Annotated in this window: 21 protein-coding genes; 14 read left to right on the top strand and 7 right to left on the bottom strand. The window is 72.3% G+C overall.

Annotation, left to right across the window (positions count from 1 at the left end; all coding sequences use genetic code 11):
* Positions 1 to 28: 28 nt before the first annotated feature.
* From dhaK to ABZX11_RS21580, 4 genes are all read left to right on the top strand, one after another.
* Entirely contained in the window at positions 29 to 1030 is a 1002-nt protein-coding gene (gene dhaK / locus ABZX11_RS21595; protein WP_354915476.1) for a dihydroxyacetone kinase subunit DhaK, read from the top strand.
* A complete protein-coding gene (dhaL, locus tag ABZX11_RS21590) occupies positions 1030 to 1659 on the top strand; it encodes a dihydroxyacetone kinase subunit DhaL (RefSeq protein ID WP_354915473.1) in 630 nt (209 codons plus the stop codon). The genes dhaK and dhaL overlap by 1 nt, the downstream gene beginning before the upstream one ends.
* Positions 1656 to 2339 (top strand): dihydroxyacetone kinase phosphoryl donor subunit DhaM, encoded by a 684-nt coding sequence (gene dhaM, locus ABZX11_RS21585; protein WP_354915470.1) that lies wholly within the window; start codon positions 1656 to 1658, stop codon positions 2337 to 2339. The genes dhaL and dhaM overlap by 4 nt, the downstream gene beginning before the upstream one ends.
* 118 nt (positions 2340 to 2457) lie before the next feature.
* A complete protein-coding gene (locus ABZX11_RS21580; protein ID WP_354915467.1) occupies positions 2458 to 4227 on the top strand; it encodes a 3-hydroxybutyryl-CoA dehydrogenase in 1770 nt (589 codons plus the stop codon).
* Here the strand turns inward: ABZX11_RS21580 and tsaA are convergent, their stop codons facing one another.
* Genes tsaA through ABZX11_RS21565 form a run of 3 tightly spaced genes read right to left on the bottom strand, consistent with a single transcriptional unit; the run spans position 4228 to position 5899 of the window.
* On the bottom strand, positions 4228 to 4638 hold the full coding sequence (gene tsaA, locus ABZX11_RS21575) for a tRNA (N6-threonylcarbamoyladenosine(37)-N6)-methyltransferase TrmO (protein ID WP_254897170.1): 411 nt from the start codon (positions 4636 to 4638) through the stop codon (positions 4228 to 4230). It abuts the gene before it with no gap.
* Complete coding sequence (locus tag ABZX11_RS21570; protein ID WP_176175232.1) at positions 4635 to 5063, bottom strand: nucleoside deaminase; 429 nt, start codon at positions 5061 to 5063, stop codon at positions 4635 to 4637. Before ABZX11_RS21570 ends, tsaA begins: the two co-directional genes overlap by 4 nt.
* Complete coding sequence (locus tag ABZX11_RS21565) at positions 5060 to 5899, bottom strand: LLM class flavin-dependent oxidoreductase (RefSeq protein ID WP_354915463.1); 840 nt, start codon at positions 5897 to 5899, stop codon at positions 5060 to 5062. Before ABZX11_RS21565 ends, ABZX11_RS21570 begins: the two co-directional genes overlap by 4 nt.
* A gap of 93 nt (positions 5900 to 5992) precedes the next feature.
* On the opposite strand from ABZX11_RS21565, the gene ABZX11_RS21560 reads away from it, so the two are divergent.
* Positions 5993 to 6457 carry an Lrp/AsnC family transcriptional regulator gene (locus ABZX11_RS21560; RefSeq protein ID WP_176175234.1) on the top strand — a complete coding sequence of 155 codons (465 nt, stop codon included), beginning with the start codon at positions 5993 to 5995 and terminating at the stop codon, positions 6455 to 6457.
* Entirely contained in the window at positions 6441 to 6965 is a 525-nt protein-coding gene (locus ABZX11_RS21555) for an adenylate kinase (RefSeq protein ID WP_354915459.1), read from the top strand. The genes ABZX11_RS21560 and ABZX11_RS21555 overlap by 17 nt, the downstream gene beginning before the upstream one ends.
* 2 nt (positions 6966 to 6967) lie before the next feature.
* Here ABZX11_RS21555 and ABZX11_RS21550 read toward each other — a convergent pair whose 3' ends face one another.
* Positions 6968 to 7444 carry an Lrp/AsnC family transcriptional regulator gene (locus ABZX11_RS21550; RefSeq protein WP_176175236.1) on the bottom strand — a complete coding sequence of 159 codons (477 nt, stop codon included), beginning with the start codon at positions 7442 to 7444 and terminating at the stop codon, positions 6968 to 6970.
* A 58-nt stretch (positions 7445 to 7502) separates the two neighbouring features.
* Between ABZX11_RS21550 and ABZX11_RS21545 the strand changes: the two genes are divergently transcribed.
* Positions 7503 to 8621, top strand: coding sequence for a PLP-dependent transferase (locus ABZX11_RS21545; protein ID WP_354915456.1), 1119 nt, complete (start codon positions 7503 to 7505; stop codon positions 8619 to 8621).
* Between the two features lie 6 nt (positions 8622 to 8627).
* On the opposite strand, the gene ABZX11_RS21540 is transcribed toward ABZX11_RS21545, so the two are convergent.
* Positions 8628 to 8840, bottom strand: a complete 213-nt coding sequence (locus tag ABZX11_RS21540) for a zinc ribbon domain-containing protein (protein WP_176175238.1) — start codon at positions 8838 to 8840, stop codon at positions 8628 to 8630.
* 45 nt (positions 8841 to 8885) lie between these two features.
* On the opposite strand from ABZX11_RS21540, the gene ABZX11_RS21535 reads away from it, so the two are divergent.
* The 3 genes from ABZX11_RS21535 to ABZX11_RS21525 all read left to right on the top strand — a co-directional run bounded on the left by ABZX11_RS21535 (position 8886) and on the right by ABZX11_RS21525 (position 11695).
* A complete protein-coding gene (locus ABZX11_RS21535) occupies positions 8886 to 10010 on the top strand; it encodes a nucleotide pyrophosphatase/phosphodiesterase family protein (protein WP_354915453.1) in 1125 nt (374 codons plus the stop codon).
* 67 nt (positions 10011 to 10077) lie between these two features.
* Entirely contained in the window at positions 10078 to 11178 is a 1101-nt protein-coding gene (locus ABZX11_RS21530) for an NAD/NADP octopine/nopaline dehydrogenase family protein (protein ID WP_354915450.1), read from the top strand.
* A gap of 211 nt (positions 11179 to 11389) precedes the next feature.
* Positions 11390 to 11695, top strand: a complete 306-nt coding sequence (locus ABZX11_RS21525; protein ID WP_176175241.1) for a hypothetical protein — start codon at positions 11390 to 11392, stop codon at positions 11693 to 11695.
* Between the two features lie 67 nt (positions 11696 to 11762).
* Here ABZX11_RS21525 and ABZX11_RS21520 read toward each other — a convergent pair whose 3' ends face one another.
* Positions 11763 to 12302: a GNAT family N-acetyltransferase gene (locus ABZX11_RS21520; protein ID WP_176175242.1), complete on the bottom strand. Its 540-nt coding sequence runs from the start codon at positions 12300 to 12302 to the stop codon at positions 11763 to 11765.
* Between ABZX11_RS21520 and ABZX11_RS21515 the strand changes: the two genes are divergently transcribed.
* Positions 12301 to 13062: an alpha/beta hydrolase gene (locus ABZX11_RS21515; RefSeq protein WP_354915446.1), complete on the top strand. Its 762-nt coding sequence runs from the start codon at positions 12301 to 12303 to the stop codon at positions 13060 to 13062. The two genes, ABZX11_RS21520 and ABZX11_RS21515, sit on opposite strands and share 2 nt — an antisense overlap.
* Here ABZX11_RS21515 and ABZX11_RS21510 read toward each other — a convergent pair.
* A complete protein-coding gene (locus tag ABZX11_RS21510; RefSeq protein ID WP_354915443.1) occupies positions 13050 to 13865 on the bottom strand; it encodes a phosphotransferase in 816 nt (271 codons plus the stop codon). The genes ABZX11_RS21515 and ABZX11_RS21510 overlap by 13 nt on opposite strands.
* Positions 13866 to 14000: 135 nt before the next feature.
* Between ABZX11_RS21510 and ctaD the strand changes: the two genes are divergently transcribed.
* The 3 genes from ctaD to ABZX11_RS21495 all read left to right on the top strand — a co-directional run bounded on the left by ctaD (position 14001) and on the right by ABZX11_RS21495 (position 17909).
* Positions 14001 to 15788, top strand: a complete 1788-nt coding sequence (gene ctaD, locus ABZX11_RS21505; protein ID WP_354915440.1) for a cytochrome c oxidase subunit I — start codon at positions 14001 to 14003, stop codon at positions 15786 to 15788.
* A 115-nt stretch (positions 15789 to 15903) separates the two neighbouring features.
* Complete coding sequence (serB, locus tag ABZX11_RS21500; RefSeq protein WP_354915437.1) at positions 15904 to 17133, top strand: phosphoserine phosphatase SerB; 1230 nt, start codon at positions 15904 to 15906, stop codon at positions 17131 to 17133.
* Complete coding sequence (locus tag ABZX11_RS21495) at positions 17130 to 17909, top strand: peptidyl-tRNA hydrolase (RefSeq protein WP_354915434.1); 780 nt, start codon at positions 17130 to 17132, stop codon at positions 17907 to 17909. Before serB ends, ABZX11_RS21495 begins: the two co-directional genes overlap by 4 nt.
* The last annotated feature ends 4 nt before the right edge of the window (positions 17910 to 17913 follow it).

Genomic DNA, 17913 nt, shown 5'->3' with positions numbered 1-17913 from the left:
CCCACCCGCCGATGTGCCGGAGGCTGCCGTGAAGAAGATCATCAACGATCCGGCGAACGTGGTCGCCGAGTCGCTGCGGGGCCTCGCCGCAGCGCACGCCGATGTCCTTCGTGTCCAGTACGACCCGGACGTCGTGATCAGAGCCGACGCCCCGGTCGCGGGGAAGGTCGCCGTCATCTCCGGCGGTGGGTCCGGGCACGAGCCGCTGCACGGCGGCTTCGTCGGCCGGGGCATGCTCGCCGCCGCCGTGCCCGGCGCGGTGTTCACCTCGCCGACGCCGGACGCGGTGCAGGCCGCGGTCACCGCGACCACCGGCGAGGCGGGCGCCCTGCTCATCGTGAAGAACTACACCGGCGACGTGCTGAACTTCGAGACGGCCGCCGAGCTGGCCGCCGCCGAGGGCCTCGAGGTGCGCAGCGTGGTGATCGACGACGACGTCGCGGTCAAGGACTCGACGTACACCGCCGGCCGCCGTGGGGTCGGCGGCACGGTGCTGCTGGAGAAGATCACCGGCGCCGCCGCCGAGCGCGGCGACTCGCTCGACGCCGTGACCGCGCTGGCGCAGAAGGTGATCGGCCAGGTCCGGTCGATCGGCGTCGCGCTCACCGCGCCGACCGTGCCGCACGCCGGCACCCCCAGCTTCGACCTCGCCGACGACGAGATCGAATTCGGCATCGGCATCCACGGCGAGCCCGGCCGCGAGCGGCTGGCGGCCGAGCCGGCCGACGCGCTGGTGGCGCGGATGGTCGAGGCCGTCGTATCGGACCTGCCCTTCGCCTCGGGCGACCGCGTGCTGCTGTTCACCAACTCGATGGGCGGCACCCCGCTCGTCGAGCTCTACCTGGCCCACGGCATCGCCGAGCGGCTGCTGGCCGATCGTGGGATCGTGGTCGAGCGCCGGCTGGTCGGCCCGTACATCACCAGCCTCGAGATGCAGGGGATGAGCTTGACGCTGCTCAAACTGGACGACGAGCTGACCGAGCTGTGGGACGCGCCGGTCAACACCGCGGCCCTGCGGTGGGGGCTCTGATGGCCTGTACCGCCGAAGGGGTCGCGGCCGCGGTGCGCGCCGCCGCCGCGGTGGTCGCCGAGCACCGCGTGGAGCTGATCGACCTCGACCGCGCGATCGGCGACGGCGACCACGGCGAGAACCTCAACCGCGGTTTCGCGGCCGTCGTGGCGGCGCTGGACTCCGCGGTTCCGGACACCCCCGGCGGGGTGCTGAAGCTCGTCGCGACGACGTTGATCTCCAAGGTCGGCGGGGCCGCGGGGCCGTTGTACGGCACGGCTTTCCTGCGTGCGTCGGCCAAGCTGGGCGCGGCCGCCGACCTCGACGTCCCGGCGCTGCTGGACGCGCTGCGCGCCGGCCTCGAAGGCGTCCAGGCCCGCGGCAAGGCGGTGGGCGGCGACGCGACCATGGTCGACGCCCTGATCCCCGCGGTGGCGGCCGCGGAGAAGGCGGCCGAGGGCGGCGGCGACGTCGCCGCGGTGCTGACCGCGGCGGCCGACGCGGCCGACACCGGCGCGGAGTCCACTGTGGACCTCGTGCCGCGGAAGGGCCGGGCGTCCTACCTCGGCGAGCGGGCGGTGGGGCACCTCGACCCCGGCGCCCGGTCGTCGGCGCTGCTGCTGCGGGCGTTCGCGGAGGCCGCCCGGTGAGCGTGGGAATCGTGCTCGTGTCGCACAGTGCGAAGCTCGCCGAAGGCCTCGCCGAGCTGGCCGCCCAGATGGCGCCGGACGTCACCATCGTGCCGGCCGGCGGCCTCTCCGACGGCTCGATCGGCACGGACTACGACGAGGTCGTCGCCGCCACCCAGCGCGCGGACTCCGGCGACGGCGTCGTGCTGCTCTACGACCTCGGCAGTGCCCAGATGACCGCGGAGCTCGCCGTCGAATCGCTGGCCGACCCCTCGGCCGCGATCGTCGCCGACGGCCCGCTGGTCGAGGGCGCGATCGCGGCGGCGGTCGCCGCGCAGGCCGGTCGGGACCGCAAGGCGGTGGCCGAAGCCGCCGCGGCGGCCGGCCTCCCGGAGGACCTGGCGCCGCCCGCCGGAGACGACGCCGGCACTGCCGACACCGCCGAAATCGAACTGGAGCTGCACAACGAGGTCGGGTTGCACGCCCGGCCCGCCGCGGTGCTGGTGCGCACGCTCAGCGGGTTCGACGCCGAGGTGACCGTGCGGCTCGGCGACCAGGAGGCCGACGGCCACAGCGTCCTGGCCCTGATGTCGCTCGGCGCCCGCCAGGGCGACCGGATCCGCGTCCGGGCGCGCGGGCCGCAGGCTTCCGCCGCGCTGGAGAAGGCGAAAGAGCTGGTGGACGGCAATTTCGGCGAGTGAGGCCGCGTCGCCGACCGGGTGACTTGAGCGGTACTGACTCGATTCCGTCTGGGCTTCCGGCGATGGCCCTGGCAGTATCGAGGCCAATTACCAGCGAGTAACATCTCTGGAGGCCTCGATGGCGCGGGACATTTCGACGGTCGGTGTGGTCGGCCTGGGCACCATGGGGGCCGGCATCGCCGAAGTGCTCGCGCGCAGCGGGCTCGACGTGATCACGGTCGAACTCGACGAAGCCGGGGTGGCCCGCGGCCGCGGCCACCTCGAGCACTCCACCGAACGCGCGCTCGCCGGCGGCAAGCTGGACGCGGCCGGGCGTGCGGCGCTGCTGGGCCGGATCCGCTACCGCACGTCGCTTTCCGATCTGTCCGAAGTGGACCTGGTGATCGAGGCGATCCCGGAGAGCCTCGAGCTGAAGGCCGAGGTCTTCGCCGAGCTGGACAAGATCACCCGGCCCGAAGTGGTCTTCGCGTCCAACACGTCGTCGCTGTCGATCACCGAGATCGGCGTGCACACCGCGCGGCCCGGCAAGGTCGTCGGGATGCACTTCTTCAACCCGGCGCCGGTGCTGAAGCTCGTCGAGATCGTCAAGACGGTGGTGACCGAACCGGACGTGGTCGCCGAAGTCGTCGAGTTCGCCGAGCGCCTGGGCAAGGTGCCGGTGGTGATCGGCGACCGCGCCGGCTTCATCGCCAACGCGCTGCTGTTCGGCTACCTCAACCACGCGGTGCGGATGTACGAGCAGCGCTACGCCACCCGCGAGGACCTCGACGCCGCGATGCGCTTCGGCTGCGGCTACCCGATGGGCCCGCTCGCGCTGCTCGACCTGATCGGGCTGGACACCGCGAACGAGATCCTCGACACGATGTACCACCAGTCCCGCAACCGCCTGCACGCGCCGGCGCCGCTGCTGAAGCAGATGATCACGGCGGGCCTGCTGGGCCGCAAGACCGGCCGGGGCTTCTACACCTACGACGCCCCGGACTCGCCCAACGTGGTCGTGGATGCGGCGGCAGCGTCCACAGTGGAGGGAGCCCCGCCGCGCCCGGTGGCGCGGGTCGGGGTGATCGGCACCGGGACGATGGCCACCGGCATCGCGGAGGTGTTCGCCAAGCGCGGCCTCGACGTGGTGCTGCGCGCCCGGAGCCTGGAGAAGGCGCAGGCATCCGTGGCTCGCGTCAAGAAGTCGCTCGACAAGGCCGTGGTCCGGGGCAAACTGTCCGAAGAGGACGCTGCGCTTGCCTTGGCTCGCATCACCCCGGTCACCGATTTCGAGGCACTGGCCGACGTCGACCTGGTCATCGAGGCGGTGGCCGAGGAACTGGCGGTCAAGCAGGCGGTGTTCGCCGCACTGGACGAGGTGGTCCGCCCCGGCGCGGTCCTGGCGACGACGACGTCTTCGCTGCCGGTGATCGAGTGCGCGGCCTCGACGTCCCGGCCCGCCGACGTGATCGGCCTCCACTTCTTCAACCCGGCCCCGGTGATGAAGCTGGTCGAGGTGGTGTCGACGATCGCGACCGCCTCGGACGTGGTGGCGACGGCGAGCGCGGTCTGCGCCGCGGTGGGCAAGCACGCGGTGCACTGCGGCGACCGCGCGGGCTTCATCGTCAACGCGTTGCTGTTCCCGTACCTCAACGACGCGGTGAAGATGCTGGAGGCCCACTACGCGGGCGCGGACGACATCGACACGGCCATGAAGGTCGGCTGCGGCCTGCCGATGGGCCCGTTCGAGCTGCTGGACGTCGTCGGCCTCGACGTCTCCCTGGCCATCCAGCGGACGCTCTACAACGAGTTCCGCGAAGAAGGCTTCGCGCCGGCGCCGCTGCTGGAGCACCTCGTGACAGCGGGGCGGCTGGGCCGGAAGACCGGGAAGGGCTTCAAGGACTACTGATCAGCGCTCGGTCACCTCGCCGAGGACCGGCTTCACGTCGAGGACCGGCGTGCCGTCGATGGCTTCGGAGCCGGTGACGGTCACCGTGCCGCCCTCCACCGCCGTCACCGTCACCGTGTGGAGGCCGATCGGGTTCGGACGGTCCGGAGAGCGCGTCGAGAACACACCCTGCAGCGGCCGGTCCGGGTCGCTGCGCGGGTGGACCGCCTGCACCTCGCGGTCCGCCTCGTGCAGCCACGTCAGGAGGACCAGGCGGTCGCCCGGGCGGAGGTCGGCCGCCGCCGCGGTGAACGCCGGGTCGAACACCACCCGGGACGGTGGCGCGCCCTCGTCGCCCTGCTTCGGGGCCGCCGCGCGGTCCGTCAGCGGTGACTCGATGCGCGCCACCGGGTGCACCTGGTAGCTCGTCACTTGTAGTAGCCCTCGACCGGCACCCGGGCCTCGTCGAACAGCGCGGGACCCTCCAGCTTGTGGTCGCCCCACGTCACCGGCGGCCGCAGGGTGAGGAACTGTTCCGTCGACAGCGCGAAGACGACCCGGCCGAGCCCGGACCGCTCGATCGCCCCGGTGCACATCCCGCACGGCTGCGTGCTGGTGAACATCGTCGTGGCCGCCGCGGTTTCCGGGTCGAGGTGCTGCGCCGCCCAGCGGGCCAGCTTCAGCTCCGGGTGGGCCGTGATGTCGTTGTCCGTCAACGAAGTGTTGCGGTCCTCGGCCAGGATGTTCCCGTCGGCGTCGGCCAGCAGGGAACCGAACGGCGGGTTGCCGTGTTCCTCGCGCGCTTCGCGGGCCAGCTCGATCGCCCGCCGCAGCAGGGTTTCTTCGGTGTCCTTCACCGGTTCTCCTTCCAGGACGCGGCCACCGCCGCGAGGTCTCGCCACGCCACCTCCGGGCGCAGCGTTTCGGCCGGGTCCGTGTCGAACGGGTCGAGCACGACCGTGTCCGCCCCCAGCGCCCCCAGCTGCGCCAGATCGTCGAGGACCTGCTCGAGCGTGCCGTGCCCGGCGAGCCGGTCCGGCCCGTCCACCGGCGCCGCCGTCAGCCGCAGCAGGATCCGCGGCGCGAAGGCGGGCACCGGCCGGTCGCCTGCCAGCTTCTCCAGGCGCCCCAGGCCTTCCCGGAACCCGGCCGGCGTCAGCCGCAGCGGGTGCCAGGCGTCGCCGAGCTCGATCGCCCGGCGCAACCCGGCGTCGCTGTGCCCGCCGAGCCACAGCGGGATCGGGTCCACGCGGTAGTCGTCACGCTCGGCCCACGCGGCCCGGATCGCCCGCAGGTGCTCGGTGGTGAGCTTGCCGCGCTGCTCGAACGGCACGCCCAGCGCCTCGAACTCCTGCCTGGCCCAGCCGATCCCGGCCCCGATCACGAGCCGGCCGCCACTGAGCTGGTCGAGGTTCGCGGCCATCCGCGCCACCAGCAGGGGATGCCGGTACGGCACCACGAGCACGGTGGTGCCCAGCCGCACCTTCTGCGTCACGCCCGCCAGCCACGACAACGTCGTGAACGGCTCGTAGAACGGCGCCGGGTACTGCTCGGCGACGTCCGGCGTGATGGCGACGTGGTCGGACACCATCAGCAGGTCGAAACCGAGGCCCTCCACCGTCTGCGCCCAGGACCGCAGGACGCCCGGGTCCGTGCCGGGGCCGAAGTTGGGGACGTTCACGCCGATCTTCACCGGGAAAGGCTATCGACGTTTTGCCCGGATCCGGAAGGGAACGATCACGGCGTTCGGCCCGTTCGGCCGTGGATCCCACGGTATGTTCGGGGAATGACCGAGAGTCTCGACGCGACGGACTGGGCGATCCTCGCCGAGCTCCAGCGCGACGCCCGGCTGCCCCTCACCGAGCTCGGCCGCCGGGTGAACCTCAGCGCGTCCGCGGCCACCGAACGCCTCCGGCGGCTGGAGTCCACCGGCGTGATCAGCGGCTACCGCGCCGAGATCGACCTCGGCAAGCTCGGCTACCCGGTGCTGGCCGTGGTCCGGCTCAAGTACCCGGGCAGCAGGCACGAGCCGTTGCACAAGCTGCTCGCCGAGCGCTCGGAGATCCTCGAATGCCTGCGCACCACCGGCGACGACTGCTACACGCTCAAGATCGCCGCGGCCTCCATGGCCCACCTCGAGCGCACGGTGGACGAGCTGTGCCAGTTCGGCAGCACGACCACGAACCTCGTCTACAGCCAGACCCTGCCCTACCGCGCCCCGCGGGAGCCCGCTCGTGACCTCGACGCCTGACCGCATCGTCGTCTACGGCGTCACCGGCTCGGGCAAGTCCACGCTGGCGGCCCGGATCGCCGAGCGCACCGGCCTGCCCTACCACTCCGCGGACGACATCTGCTGGCAGCCGGGCTGGGTCGGCACCCCCGACGACGAGCAGCGCCGCCTGGTCGCCGAGGTGTGCGGGGAGCCGCGCTGGGTCCTCGACGCCGTCTACAGCAAGTGGCAGGACGTCGTGCTGCCTCGCGCCGAACTGATCGTGGGCCTCGACTACCCGCGCTGGCTTTCGCTGAGCCGCCTGGTGCGCCGGACGTTCGTGCGGGCGGTGACCCGGCGCCGGATCTGCAACGGCAACGTCGAATCGTTCCGCCAGGTGTTTTCCACGGACTCGATCATCCGCTGGCACTTCGCGTCGTTCGCGCGCAAGCGGGACCGCATCCGGGCGTGGGCGGCCGAGCCGCCCGGCCCGGCCGTCGTCCGGCTGACGTCCCCGGGCGAGACCCGCCGCTGGCTCGAAACGCTCTGAGTTCACGTTCCCGGCGGCAGCAGCGGGCCGCCGCTCCAGTGCTGGAACACCAGGTTCGTGTGGACGCGGGCGACCTCGTCCCGCGCGGTCAGCTCGTCGAGGACCAGCCGCTGCAGCTCGCCGGCGGAGCTGGTGGCGACGTGCGCGAGGAAGTCGTCCGGCCCGGTCAGGTGGTAGACCGCGCGCACCTCCGGCAGCGAAAGCAGGTGCTCGATGAACGGGTCCACCAGCGGCCGCCGGTGCGGCCGGACCTGGACGAACAGGAACGCCTCCAGCGGCCGCCCGAGCTTCGCCGCGTCGACCGACGCGTGCTGCCCGGTGATCACGCCGGTTTCCCGCAGCCGGGCGACGCGGTCCAGGCAGGTCGAGGGCGCGATGCCGACCGCGGCCGCCAGGTCCTTGTTGGTGATCCGGGCATCGTTCTGCAGCAGGCGCAGGATTTCGAGATCAACCGGACTGAGTTCGACGGAAGCGGACATCACCGAATCATATCCGAGAGTGTTGCTCCCGATCCGGGGAAAGCTCGACCATGCTGGCATGACCTCCTCGCTGCGCACGCGAGCCGTCCACGCCGGCCGTGACGATCTCACGGACCTCGGCGTGCACGCCGCTCCGCTCGACCTGTCCACGACCTATCCGTCCCGCGACAGTGCCGCCGAAGCCGCCCGGATCGACGCCTTCGCCGCCGGCGCCGAGCTCGACGGCCCGCCGATCTACGGCCGGGTGGGCAACCCGACCGTCGAACGGTTCGAGCGGGCGCTTGCCGAGCTCGAAGGCTTCGAGCACGGCGTCGCGTTCGCCAGTGGCATGGCCGCCGTCTCGGCCTGCCTGCTTTCCGCGGTGGCGCAGGGGAAGCGGCACGTCGTCGCGGTGCGCCCGCTGTACGGCTGCAGCGACCACCTGCTGGAGTCCGGGCTGCTCGGCACCGAGGTCACCTGGGCCGCACCCGACGCCGTCGCCGCCGCGCTGCGGCCGGACACCGGACTGGTGTTCGTCGAGACCCCGGCGAACCCGACGCTGGCCGAGGCCGACATCGCCGAGCTGGCGCTCGCCTGCGGCGACGCGCCGCTCCTGGTGGACAACACCTTCGCCACCCCGGTGCTCCAGCGCCCCGGCCGCCACGGCGCCCGGATCGTGCTGCACAGCGCGACGAAGTTCCTCGGCGGCCACGGCGACGTGATGGGCGGGATCGTCGCGTGCGACGCGGCGGAAGCCGCCCGGCTGCGGCAGATCCGCTTCGCCACCGGCGGCGTGCTGCACCCGCTCGCCGGATACCTGTTGCTGCGCGGGCTTTCCACGCTGCCGCTGCGCGTCACCGCGGCGTCGGCGACCGCCGCGACGCTGGCCGCCCGGCTCGGCGAGCACCCGGCCGTGACCGCCGTCCACCACCCGCGGATCGGCGGCCCGCTGGTGGCGTTCGAGGTCGACGGCGACCCGCACGCCCTGATCGGGGCCGTCCGGCTGATCACGCCGGCCGTCAGCCTGGGCAGCGTCGACACGCTGATCCAGCACCCGGGCTCGATCAGCCACCGGATCGTGGCCGAGGGCGACCGCCACGACGCCGGGGTGTCCGACCGGCTGATCCGGTTGTCGGCCGGTCTCGAGGACGTCGAGGACCTCTGGGCCGACCTGGAGCAGGCGCTGAAGGCGCTCTGAGCCCGGTCAGCCGCAGCAGCCGCCACCACAGCAGCCACCGCCACCGCCTGCCGGGGCCGCGGGACCGCCCGCGGCCCCGGTCAGCGCGACCGTGGTGAGCAGCTTGACGGTGTCGGCGTGGCCCTCGGGGCAGGTGGCCGGCGCGCCGGATTCGCTCATCGGGCGCAGGAGCTCGAACGTCTCGGTGCACTCGCGGCAGCGGTAGGCGTAGGTCGGCATGCGGCGATTATCGCCGGAGCCGCCCGGGGATGGGAAGCTGGGCGCGTGCAGCCGCCCTCGCTCGCCGACGTGCCCCACCTCGGCCAGGTCGTCCCGTCCCTGCTCGCCGCGCTCGGCGTACCCGGCTGCGGGAACACGCTCAGCCTGCCGGAGGCCCGCAGCGCCTGCGTGCTGCTCGTCGACGGGCTCGGCTGGGAGCTGCTCGCCGAGCACGCGGCGGACGCCCCGGTGCTGACCGAGCTCGCCCGCGAGCCGCTGCGCGTGGGCTTCCCGTCGACGACCGCCGCCGGGGTGGCCGCGATCGGCACCGGGCTCGCGTCGGGCGAGCACGGGATGGTCGGCTACACCTTCGAGATGCCCGGCGCCGGCGTGCTCAACGCGTTGCGCTGGTGCAGCCACGAAGACGGCAGCGACCTGCGCGGCGCGCTCCCGCCCCGCGAGGTGCAGCCGCTCCCGACGACGTTCGAGCGCGCCGCCGCGGCGGGCGTCGATGCGGCGGTGGTGTCGTCCGCCCAGTTCCGCGACACCGCCTTGACCCTGGCCACCCAGAGCGGCGCGCGGTACGCCGGTGTCCACGCGCTGGGCGACCTCGCCGCGCGGACGTTGTCGGTGCTGGAGGGGCACGCGTTCTGCTACGCCTACCACAGCGACCTCGACCTGCTCGGCCACATCCACGGCCCCGGCTCGACGGCGTGGCGCATGCAGCTGCGGCAGATCGACCGGCTCGTCGAGTCCCTTGTGGACGGTCTGCCGCCCGGCGCGCTGCTCGCGGTGGTGGCCGACCACGGGATGGTGACCGTCGACGACAAGCTCGACCTCGAAGACGCCCCGGAGCTGCTGGCCGGCGTCCGGACGTTCGGGGGTGAGGTCCGGGCCCGGCACGTCTACACCGAGCCGGGCGCGGCCGCGGACGTCCTCGCGGCCTGGCGGGAGGTGCTGGGCGAGCGGGCCTGGGTGCGCTCGCGCGAAGAGGCCGTGGCGGAGGGCTGGTTCGGGCACACGGTGAGCGACCGGGTGCTGCCGCGCATCGGCGACGTCGTCGCCGCGGCCCGTGGCGGGTTCGGGATGGTGCGGGAGCTCGCCGAGGCCGTCGAGAGCTCGCTGGTCGGGCAGCACGGGTCGCTCACCGGCGCGGAGCAGCTCGTGCCGCTGGCACTGGCCCAGGGGTAGGCCGGGAACTTTCGCCCGGCTGCTGCCGACCTGTCCACTGCGTACCGGACTGACGGGAGTGGGCGGGATGAGCGTGCTGGACGGGATCGGGGTCGTCGGGGCGGGCGGCGAGGGGCGGGCCGTGGCCGCGTACCTCGCCGCGCGGGACTTGCCCGTGCACCTGTACACCCGGGACCTCGACGCCGTCGGGGAGATCGCGCACCGCCGGGAGATCGTCGCGCGCGGGGTGCTCGACGGGCGCTTCCCGCTCCGGGACGTGACCGCCGACCCGGCCGGGCTGGGTGCGCGGGCCGTGGTCCTGGTCGCCACGGTGACCACGGCCTACCCGGAGGTCGCCGCCCGGCTGGCACCGCACCTGCGCCAGGGACAGGTGGTGGTGCTGTTCTCCGGCAAGCTGTGCGGGAGCGTCGAGTTCGCCTGCGCGCTCGCCGCCGCCGGGGCGCCGGAGGTCGACGTCGTCGAGACCGATGCGCTGTTCGCCGCGCGGCCGTCCGGGACCGACGGCGTCACCGTGCTCGGCGTCAAGGGCTGGAACCTGATCTCCGGGAGCAGCGAGGCCGCCGTCGCCCGGCGGGCCGGGTTGCTGTGCGAGTGGTTCCCGATGCTGGAGGTCGCGCGCAATCCGGTGGAGCGCGGCCTGCACGACTTCGGCGCGGTGGCGCACGTGCCGATCGCGCTGGCCAACCTCGGCACCATCGACCGGGCGGAGGAGCTGCTCTTCTACGTCGACGGCGTTTCGGCGCGGACGATCGCCCTGCTCGAACGCACCGAGGCCGAGTTCGCCGCCGTGGCGGACGCGTACGACGCCCGGCTGCTGCCCATGACGGAGGTGCTCGACCGGTACTACGGCTGCCCGGCCACGACGTTGCTCGACGCGTTGCGGACGGTGCGGCCGTACCGGACGATCGCCGCGCCGACCAGCCTCGACCACCGGTTCCTGACCGAGGACATCCGGTCGACGCTGGTGCCGCTGCAGGCGCTGGCGCGGTGCGCCGGGGTCGCGACGCCGATGGTGGACGCGGCGATCACGATCATGTCCGTCCTCGGCGGGGAGGATTTCCGGCGGACCGGCCGGACCCTGGCTCGGCTCGGGTGGGACGACCTTGAGCACGGGGCGATCCTGGACCGGCTCGGTGCCGGGGGCCGGGTGGCGGGCCGGGCGGCTTGAGCTTCCTCCGGTGTCTCGGGTGATTCGAGGGGCATCACCCGTGACTGGGGAGGCATCACGTGTGATTGGAGGGGCATCACTCGTGATTGGCGGGTCGACTCGCGTGCTTGGACGGTCGACTCACGTACCGGGACGGTCGGTTTGCGTGCCTGGAGGGTCGGTTTGCGTGCCGGGGCGGTCGGTTGGCGGGGGTGGCGGTTAACGTTTGGGCGTGCCACGACGCAACCGTCCCGGCCGCCGTTCGGAGGGCGGGCCGCCCGAGCGTGACCTGGGGGCCGCGACCGGGTGGGCACGGGCCGAGTCCGGGACGGACGGAGACTGGCTCGTGCGGACGGTGCCCGGCAGCCAGGCCACCAAGGTCTACCGCTGCCCCGGCTGCGACCACGAGATCCGGCCGGGGACGCCGCACCTGGTGGTCTGGCCCGCCGACGAGACCGGCTCGGTCGCCGACCGACGGCACTGGCACCGCGCCTGCTGGGAGGCCAGGGCCCGGCGGCGCCCGCATCGCCGCTGGTGACCTGCCTGTTGCGGCCTCGGCTGCCGGTAGGTGTTCGCTCTGGAGTTGTCAAACAACGGCCGGTCCGTCAGAGCCGGTAGTGCCTCGACATCGCGCCCTCGTGCATCTCCTCCGTGTACTCCGTGAAGCCGAGGCGCTCGGCCACCCGCAGCGACGGCTTGTTCGCGATGCTCACGCTCGCCAGCACCGGCACGGACGGCAGCTCGCGGGCGCGCCACTCCAGGACCGCCAGCCCCGCCTCCACCGCGTAGCCCTTGCCCCACGCCGACGGGCGGAAGCGGTAGCCGAGGTTGAGCACCTTCTCGCCGTGGAACTCGCGCAAGCGGACGCCGCACGTGCCGAGCACCTCCGCTCCGCCGCGCTCGAGGACCGCCGGGTAGCCGAAGCCGTGCTCGGCCCAGTGCGCCAGCCACTCCGAGAACATCGCCGACGCGCGCGGGACGTCGGGCGGGTCCGGGTGGAAGCGGTTGGTGCGCGGGTCCGTGTGGATGTCGACCATCGCCTGCCGGTCCGCCTCGTGGAGCGGACGCAGCCGGAGCCGGTCGGTTTCGATGTCGGTGAACACATCGGCGACGCTAACGAGGGGGTCCGACAAAATGACGCGCATGACCGAACTGCCGCTGGTCCTGCTCCACGCCTTCCCACTGGATTCCCGCATGTGGAACGCGGTGCGCGAGCCTCTCGCTTCACACCTTCGGGTGATCACCCCCGACCAGCGCGGGCTCGGCCGCTCGCCGCTGCCCGAAACCGGCCGTGAACCGAGCCTGGGAGACGCCGCGCGGGACGTCGTCGCGCTGCTCGACCGGCTGGAGCTCGACCGCGTCGTGCTCGGCGGCTGCTCGATGGGCGGCTACCTCGCCATGGCCGTGCTGCGGCTCGCGCCCGAGCGGGTCGGCGGGCTCGTGCTCATCGACACCAAGGCCACGCCCGACACACCCGAGGCCGCGCAGACGCGGCTGGACGTCGCGGCCCGCGTCGAGCGCGAAGGCATCCGGACCTGGCTCGCCGAGGCCAATCTGCCGAACCTGCTGGCCGCGTCGGCGCGCGAACAGCGTCCCGAACTCGTCGAAACGGTCCGGGAGATCATCGAGTCGCAGCCGCCGGCCGGGATCTCCTGGACCGCACTGGCGCTGCGGACCCGGCCGGACTCGCTGGACCTGCTGCGGGACTCGAAGGTCCCCGCGCTGGTCATCGTCGGCGAAGAGGACCCGATCACCCCGGTCGCGGCGGCGAGCGAGATCGCCGAGGTCATGTCCGGCGCGACGCTCGTCGTGCTGCCGGGCGCCGGCCACCTGACCCCGCTCGAAGACCCGGCCGGCGTGGTCGAGGCGATCCTGTCCTGGTACCCGGCGACTCACGAGAAGTAGTCGGCGAGCGCGGAGCGGGCCTCGGGGAGCCGGTGCGGGAACCGCTGCGCGATCACGAAGCGCCACGCGACGGCGAAGAGTTCTCGCAGCCGTGTGTACGCGCGAAGGGCTTCTTCGGGCACCGAGCCGGGGTAGGCGGCCAGGTACTCCGGGCCGCCTTGGCGCGCCAGGATGCCGAGGTCCCAGGCGAGCGGCCCCAGCCAGGTGTCCTCGAAGTCCAGCCAGCAGGGGCCGGCCGCGGTCGCGATCAGGTTGCCGGGGTGGGCGTCGCCGTGCAGCGGCCGGACCGGGGCGTCCGGCAGCGCGGCTTCGAGCCGGGCGGCCTCCGCGCGCAGGCGGGGGTCGAGGTCCAGCCGGTCGAGGAGTCCTTCGAGCTCGGCCAGCGGGCCGCGGCGGGGCAACTCGCCGGGGTACTCGAGCAGGGCCGCGTGCAGGTCGGCGAGGGAGCGCGCGACGACTTCAGGGGTGTACCGGTGACCCGGATCGTGCAGGGTGTGGTGCCAGAGCGTGACCGGCAGCCCGTCCGCGAAATGCGGCCCGGCCGGGGGATCGGTGGTGGGTGAGACGACGAGCACACCACGATCCGTGAGGAACCTCGAGACGGCGACGTCCCGGGCCAGCCAGGCCGACGGCTCCGGGCGCAGCAGGCGGGTCGTGGCGGGCACCCTGGCAACCAGCGGACCCAGCCTCACCAGCACGTTCGACCGCTCGTGGAGCACTTCGGGATCGTGGCGGGGCAGCCCCAGCCGGGTGGTCACGGCACGGGCCGCGCGGACCGCCGCGCGGGTGTAGTCGTCGGCCACGCCCCGATCTTGCCAGCCGGTGCGCGCGACTGTCGGTAGCGAGGGCTACGATCCACCTAAGCCGCCGGATCGGGCCTTCCCGACCCCCGGTGGCGCGACGATGACCACCACAAGGTTTCAGTGTTGGAGGCAGGAGTGACGGCCGTAGCCCCCAAGCCGATCGCGACGCGCCCGTATCCCGCGCGCGAGTCGGTCAAGGGTTCGTACCTGCTGCGGTTGTTCCGCACGACGGACCACAAGCAGATCGGGATCATGTACCTGGTCACGTCGTTCGCCTTCTTCATGGCGGGCGGCGCGATGGCCATGCTGATCCGCACCGAGCTGGCGCGGCCGGGGCAGCAGTTCCTGTCCCAGGAGCAGTACAACCAGCTGTTCACCATGCACGGCACCGTGATGCTGCTGCTGTACGCGACCCCGATCCTCTTCGGCTTCGCGAACTTCGTCCTGCCGCTGCAGATCGGCTCGCCGGACGTCGCCTTCCCGCGGCTGAACGCGTTCTCGTACTGGCTGTACCTCTTCGGCGGCCTGATCGTGATCTCGGGCTTCCTGACCCCGGGTGGCGCCGCCGACTTCGGCTGGTTCGCCTACACCCCGCTGTCGGACGCCATCCACTCGCCGGGCGTCGGCGCGGACCTGTGGATCTCCGGCCTGGTGGTCTCCGGTCTCGGCACCATCCTCGGCGCGGTCAACATGATCACCACCGTGGTCTGCCTGCGCGCGCCGGGCATGACGATGTACCGGATGCCGATCTTCACCTGGAACATCCTGGTCACCAGCATCCTGGTCCTGCTCGCCTTCCCGATCCTGACCGCGGCCCTGATGGGCCTGCTGGCGGACCGGCACCTCGGGGCGCACGTGTTCGACCCCGAAAACGGCGGCGTGATCCTCTGGCAGCACCTGTTCTGGTTCTTCGGCCACCCCGAGGTGTACATCGTCGCGCTGCCGTTCTTCGGCATCGTGTCGGAGATCTTCCCGGTGTTCAGCCGCAAGCCGCTGTTCGGCTACAAGAGCCTGGTCTGGGCGACGCTGGCCATCGCGGCCCTGTCGGTCGCGGTGTGGGCGCACCACATGTACGCCACCGGCGCCGTGCTGCTGCCGTTCTTCTCCTTCATGACGTTCCTGATCGCCGTCCCGACCGGCATCAAGTTCTTCAACTGGATCGGCACGATGTGGAAGGGCCAGCTGTCCTTCGAGACGCCGATGATCTTCTCGATGGGCTTCATCGTCACGTTCCTCTTCGGCGGCCTTACCGGCATCCTGCTGGCCGCGCCGGCGATCGACTTCCACGTGTCGGACAGCTATTTCGTGGTCGCGCACTTCCACTACGTGCTCTACGGCACGATCGTGTTCGCCACCTTCGCCGGCATCTACTTCTGGTTCCCGAAGATCACCGGCCGGATGATGGACGAGAAGCTCGGCAAGTGGCACTTCTGGACCACGTTCATCGGCTTCCACGGGACGTTCCTCGTCCAGCACTGGCTGGGTGCCGAGGGTATGCCGCGGCGGTACGCGGACTACCTGACCAGTGACGGCTTCACCACGCTGAACACGATCTCGACGATCGGCGCGTACATCCTCGGTGCCTCGACGCTGCCGTTCATCTGGAACGTCTTCAAGAGCTACCGGTACGGCGAGATCGTCACGGTGGACGACCCGTGGGGCTACGGCAACTCGCTCGAGTGGGCGACGTCCTGCCCGCCGCCGCGGCACAACTTCACCGAGCTGCCCCGGATCCGCTCCGAGCGGCCCGCGTTCGAGCTGCACTACCCGCACATGATCGAGCGCATCCACTCCGAAGGCGAGATCGGCTTCTTCGGGAAGCAGAAGGTCAACAGCCACGCGGCGCCGTCGCAGCTGCTCACCGAAGCGGTGATCCCGGGAGACCACTCCAAGGACAACGCGAGCGAGCAAGGCGACAAGTAGAACCTGATCGAGTGAGCGCGTGCCCGGCTTATGTGAAGCCGGGCACGCGCTCTACTTATGTTCGACCCCGGACCGGCAGACTGGTCGTGCAGCGTTGCCGAGCGAGGGATGACCAGTGACCCAGACCCCCGTCCTGATCACGACGACCGGCCCCGACAAGCCGGGTGTTTCGTCCGTGCTGTTCGCCGTGCTGACCCGGCACGACGTCGACGTGCTCGACGTCGAGCAGGTGGTCATCCGCGGGCAGCTCGTGCTCGGGGTGCTCGCCGGGGTCTACCGCGACCCGGAGGGCCTGCAGGAGTCGGTCGAGCAGGCGATGGCGTCCGTCGGCATGCAGGTCGACGTGAAGATCGGCAGCGCGATCGGTGACGACCCGTTCGCGCTCGGCCGCCGCGACTCCTCGCACGTGCTGGTCATCCTCGGCCGCCCGGTCACCGCGCGCGGGTTCTCGGAGGTCGCGCGCCGGCTGGCCGCGTTGGGCGCCAACATCGACTCGATCCGCAGCGTCGCCGACTACCCGGTGACCGGGCTGGAGCTGTACGTCTCGGTCCACGAGGACAGCCTCGACGCCGACGCCGCGTTGCGCTCCCAGCTCGCGGACGCCGCCGTCGAGGCGGGCGTCGACATCGCCGTGGAGCGGGCGGGCATCATGCGGCGGGCCAAGCGGCTCGTCGTGTTCGACGTGGACTCGACCCTCATCCAGGGCGAGGTCATCGAGATGCTGGGCGCGCACGCCGGCGTCGAGCCGGAGATCCGCGAGATCACCGAAGCGGCCATGCGCGGTGAACTGAACTTCACCGAGTCGCTGGAACGGCGGGTCGCGCTGCTGGCCGGCCTGCCGGCCTCGGCGATCGAGCAGGTCGCCGCGTCCCTCGAGCTGACCCCCGGCGCGCGCACCACGATCCGCACCCTCAAGCGGATGGGCTTCCGCACCGGCGTCGTCTCGGGCGGCTTCACGCAGGTCATCGCGGGTCTGGCCGAAGAGCTGGGGCTCGACTTCGCCGTGGCGAACGAGCTCGAGATCGCCGACGGCGAGCTCACCGGGAAGGTCGTCGGCGAAGTCGTCGACCGTGCCGGCAAGGCGAAGGTGCTTCGCCGCTTCGCCGCCGAGTACGACATCCCGCTCGAGCAGTGCGTCGCCGTCGGGGACGGTGCCAACGACATCGACATGCTCTCGGCCGCGGGCATGGGCGTCGCGTTCAACGCGAAGCCCGCGCTGCGCGAGGTGGCCGACACCGCGCTGTCGCACCCGTACCTCGACGCCGTGCTGTTCATGCTCGGCCTCACCCGGGGCGAGGTCGAAGCGGCCGACGCCGCCGACGGGCTCGAGCTGATGCGTCCGTGAGCAGCGTTCTCGACCCCCTGGGTGCCCGCTACGCCTTCTGGCTGGGGCTGCCGGCCGAAGACACTTCCGACACCTCCGACGAGCTCCCGGAGGAGGTCCGGGCCATGCCGGTCATCCTCCGCATCGAACGGGCCGAGCCGCCGGGCCGCACCCCGCTGCTGGAGTCGGCGGCCGCCGCGGCGCTGGCGGTGTGCCTCGACGAGCGTTCGCAGCCCGGCGGCGAATGGGCCGAGCCGATGCAGGCCTGGCTCGACAACCGGATCCGGAAGGTCGCGCGGCGGGCGCGGGGCGCGCACTGGGCGGCCGTGCAGGAGCTGCCGGGCATCACGGTCGAGGTCGACGGCGCCGAGGCCCGGGCCCTCGTGCCGGGGCTGGTCACCGAAACGCCCAAGGAGGTCGCGCGGCTGCAGATCTCCGGCAGCGAGCTGCCGCCGGACGAGCCGGGCCCGGTCCCGGACGGCGTCCCGCTGCTGCTGCTCAACCCGCACGTCCCGATGACCGTCGGCAAGGGCGCCGCCCAGGTCGGGCACGCGACGATGATCCTCGCCGCGCTGCTGGACGACGCGGAGCGGGCCGCCTGGGCCGAGCAGGGCTTCCGCGTCGCCGTGCGCACGGCGACCCCGGTGCAGTGGAAGGAACTGCACCCGGGCGACGACCCGGAGGGCGCGTGGCGGCGCGACCGCGTCGTCGCCGTGCGGGACGCCGGGTTCACCGAGGTCGACCCGGGCACGATCACGGTTCTCGCCCAGTGGGCGCCGGAACAAGCGGTTTCCTGACCGG

Origin of the sequence: Amycolatopsis sp. NPDC004169 (assembly GCF_040610315.1) — a bacterium.
In the GTDB taxonomy this organism is placed as follows: domain Bacteria; phylum Actinomycetota; class Actinomycetes; order Mycobacteriales; family Pseudonocardiaceae; genus Amycolatopsis.
Note: the sequence above shows the minus strand (reverse complement) of the source record. Positions and strands in the feature narration are given on the sequence as shown.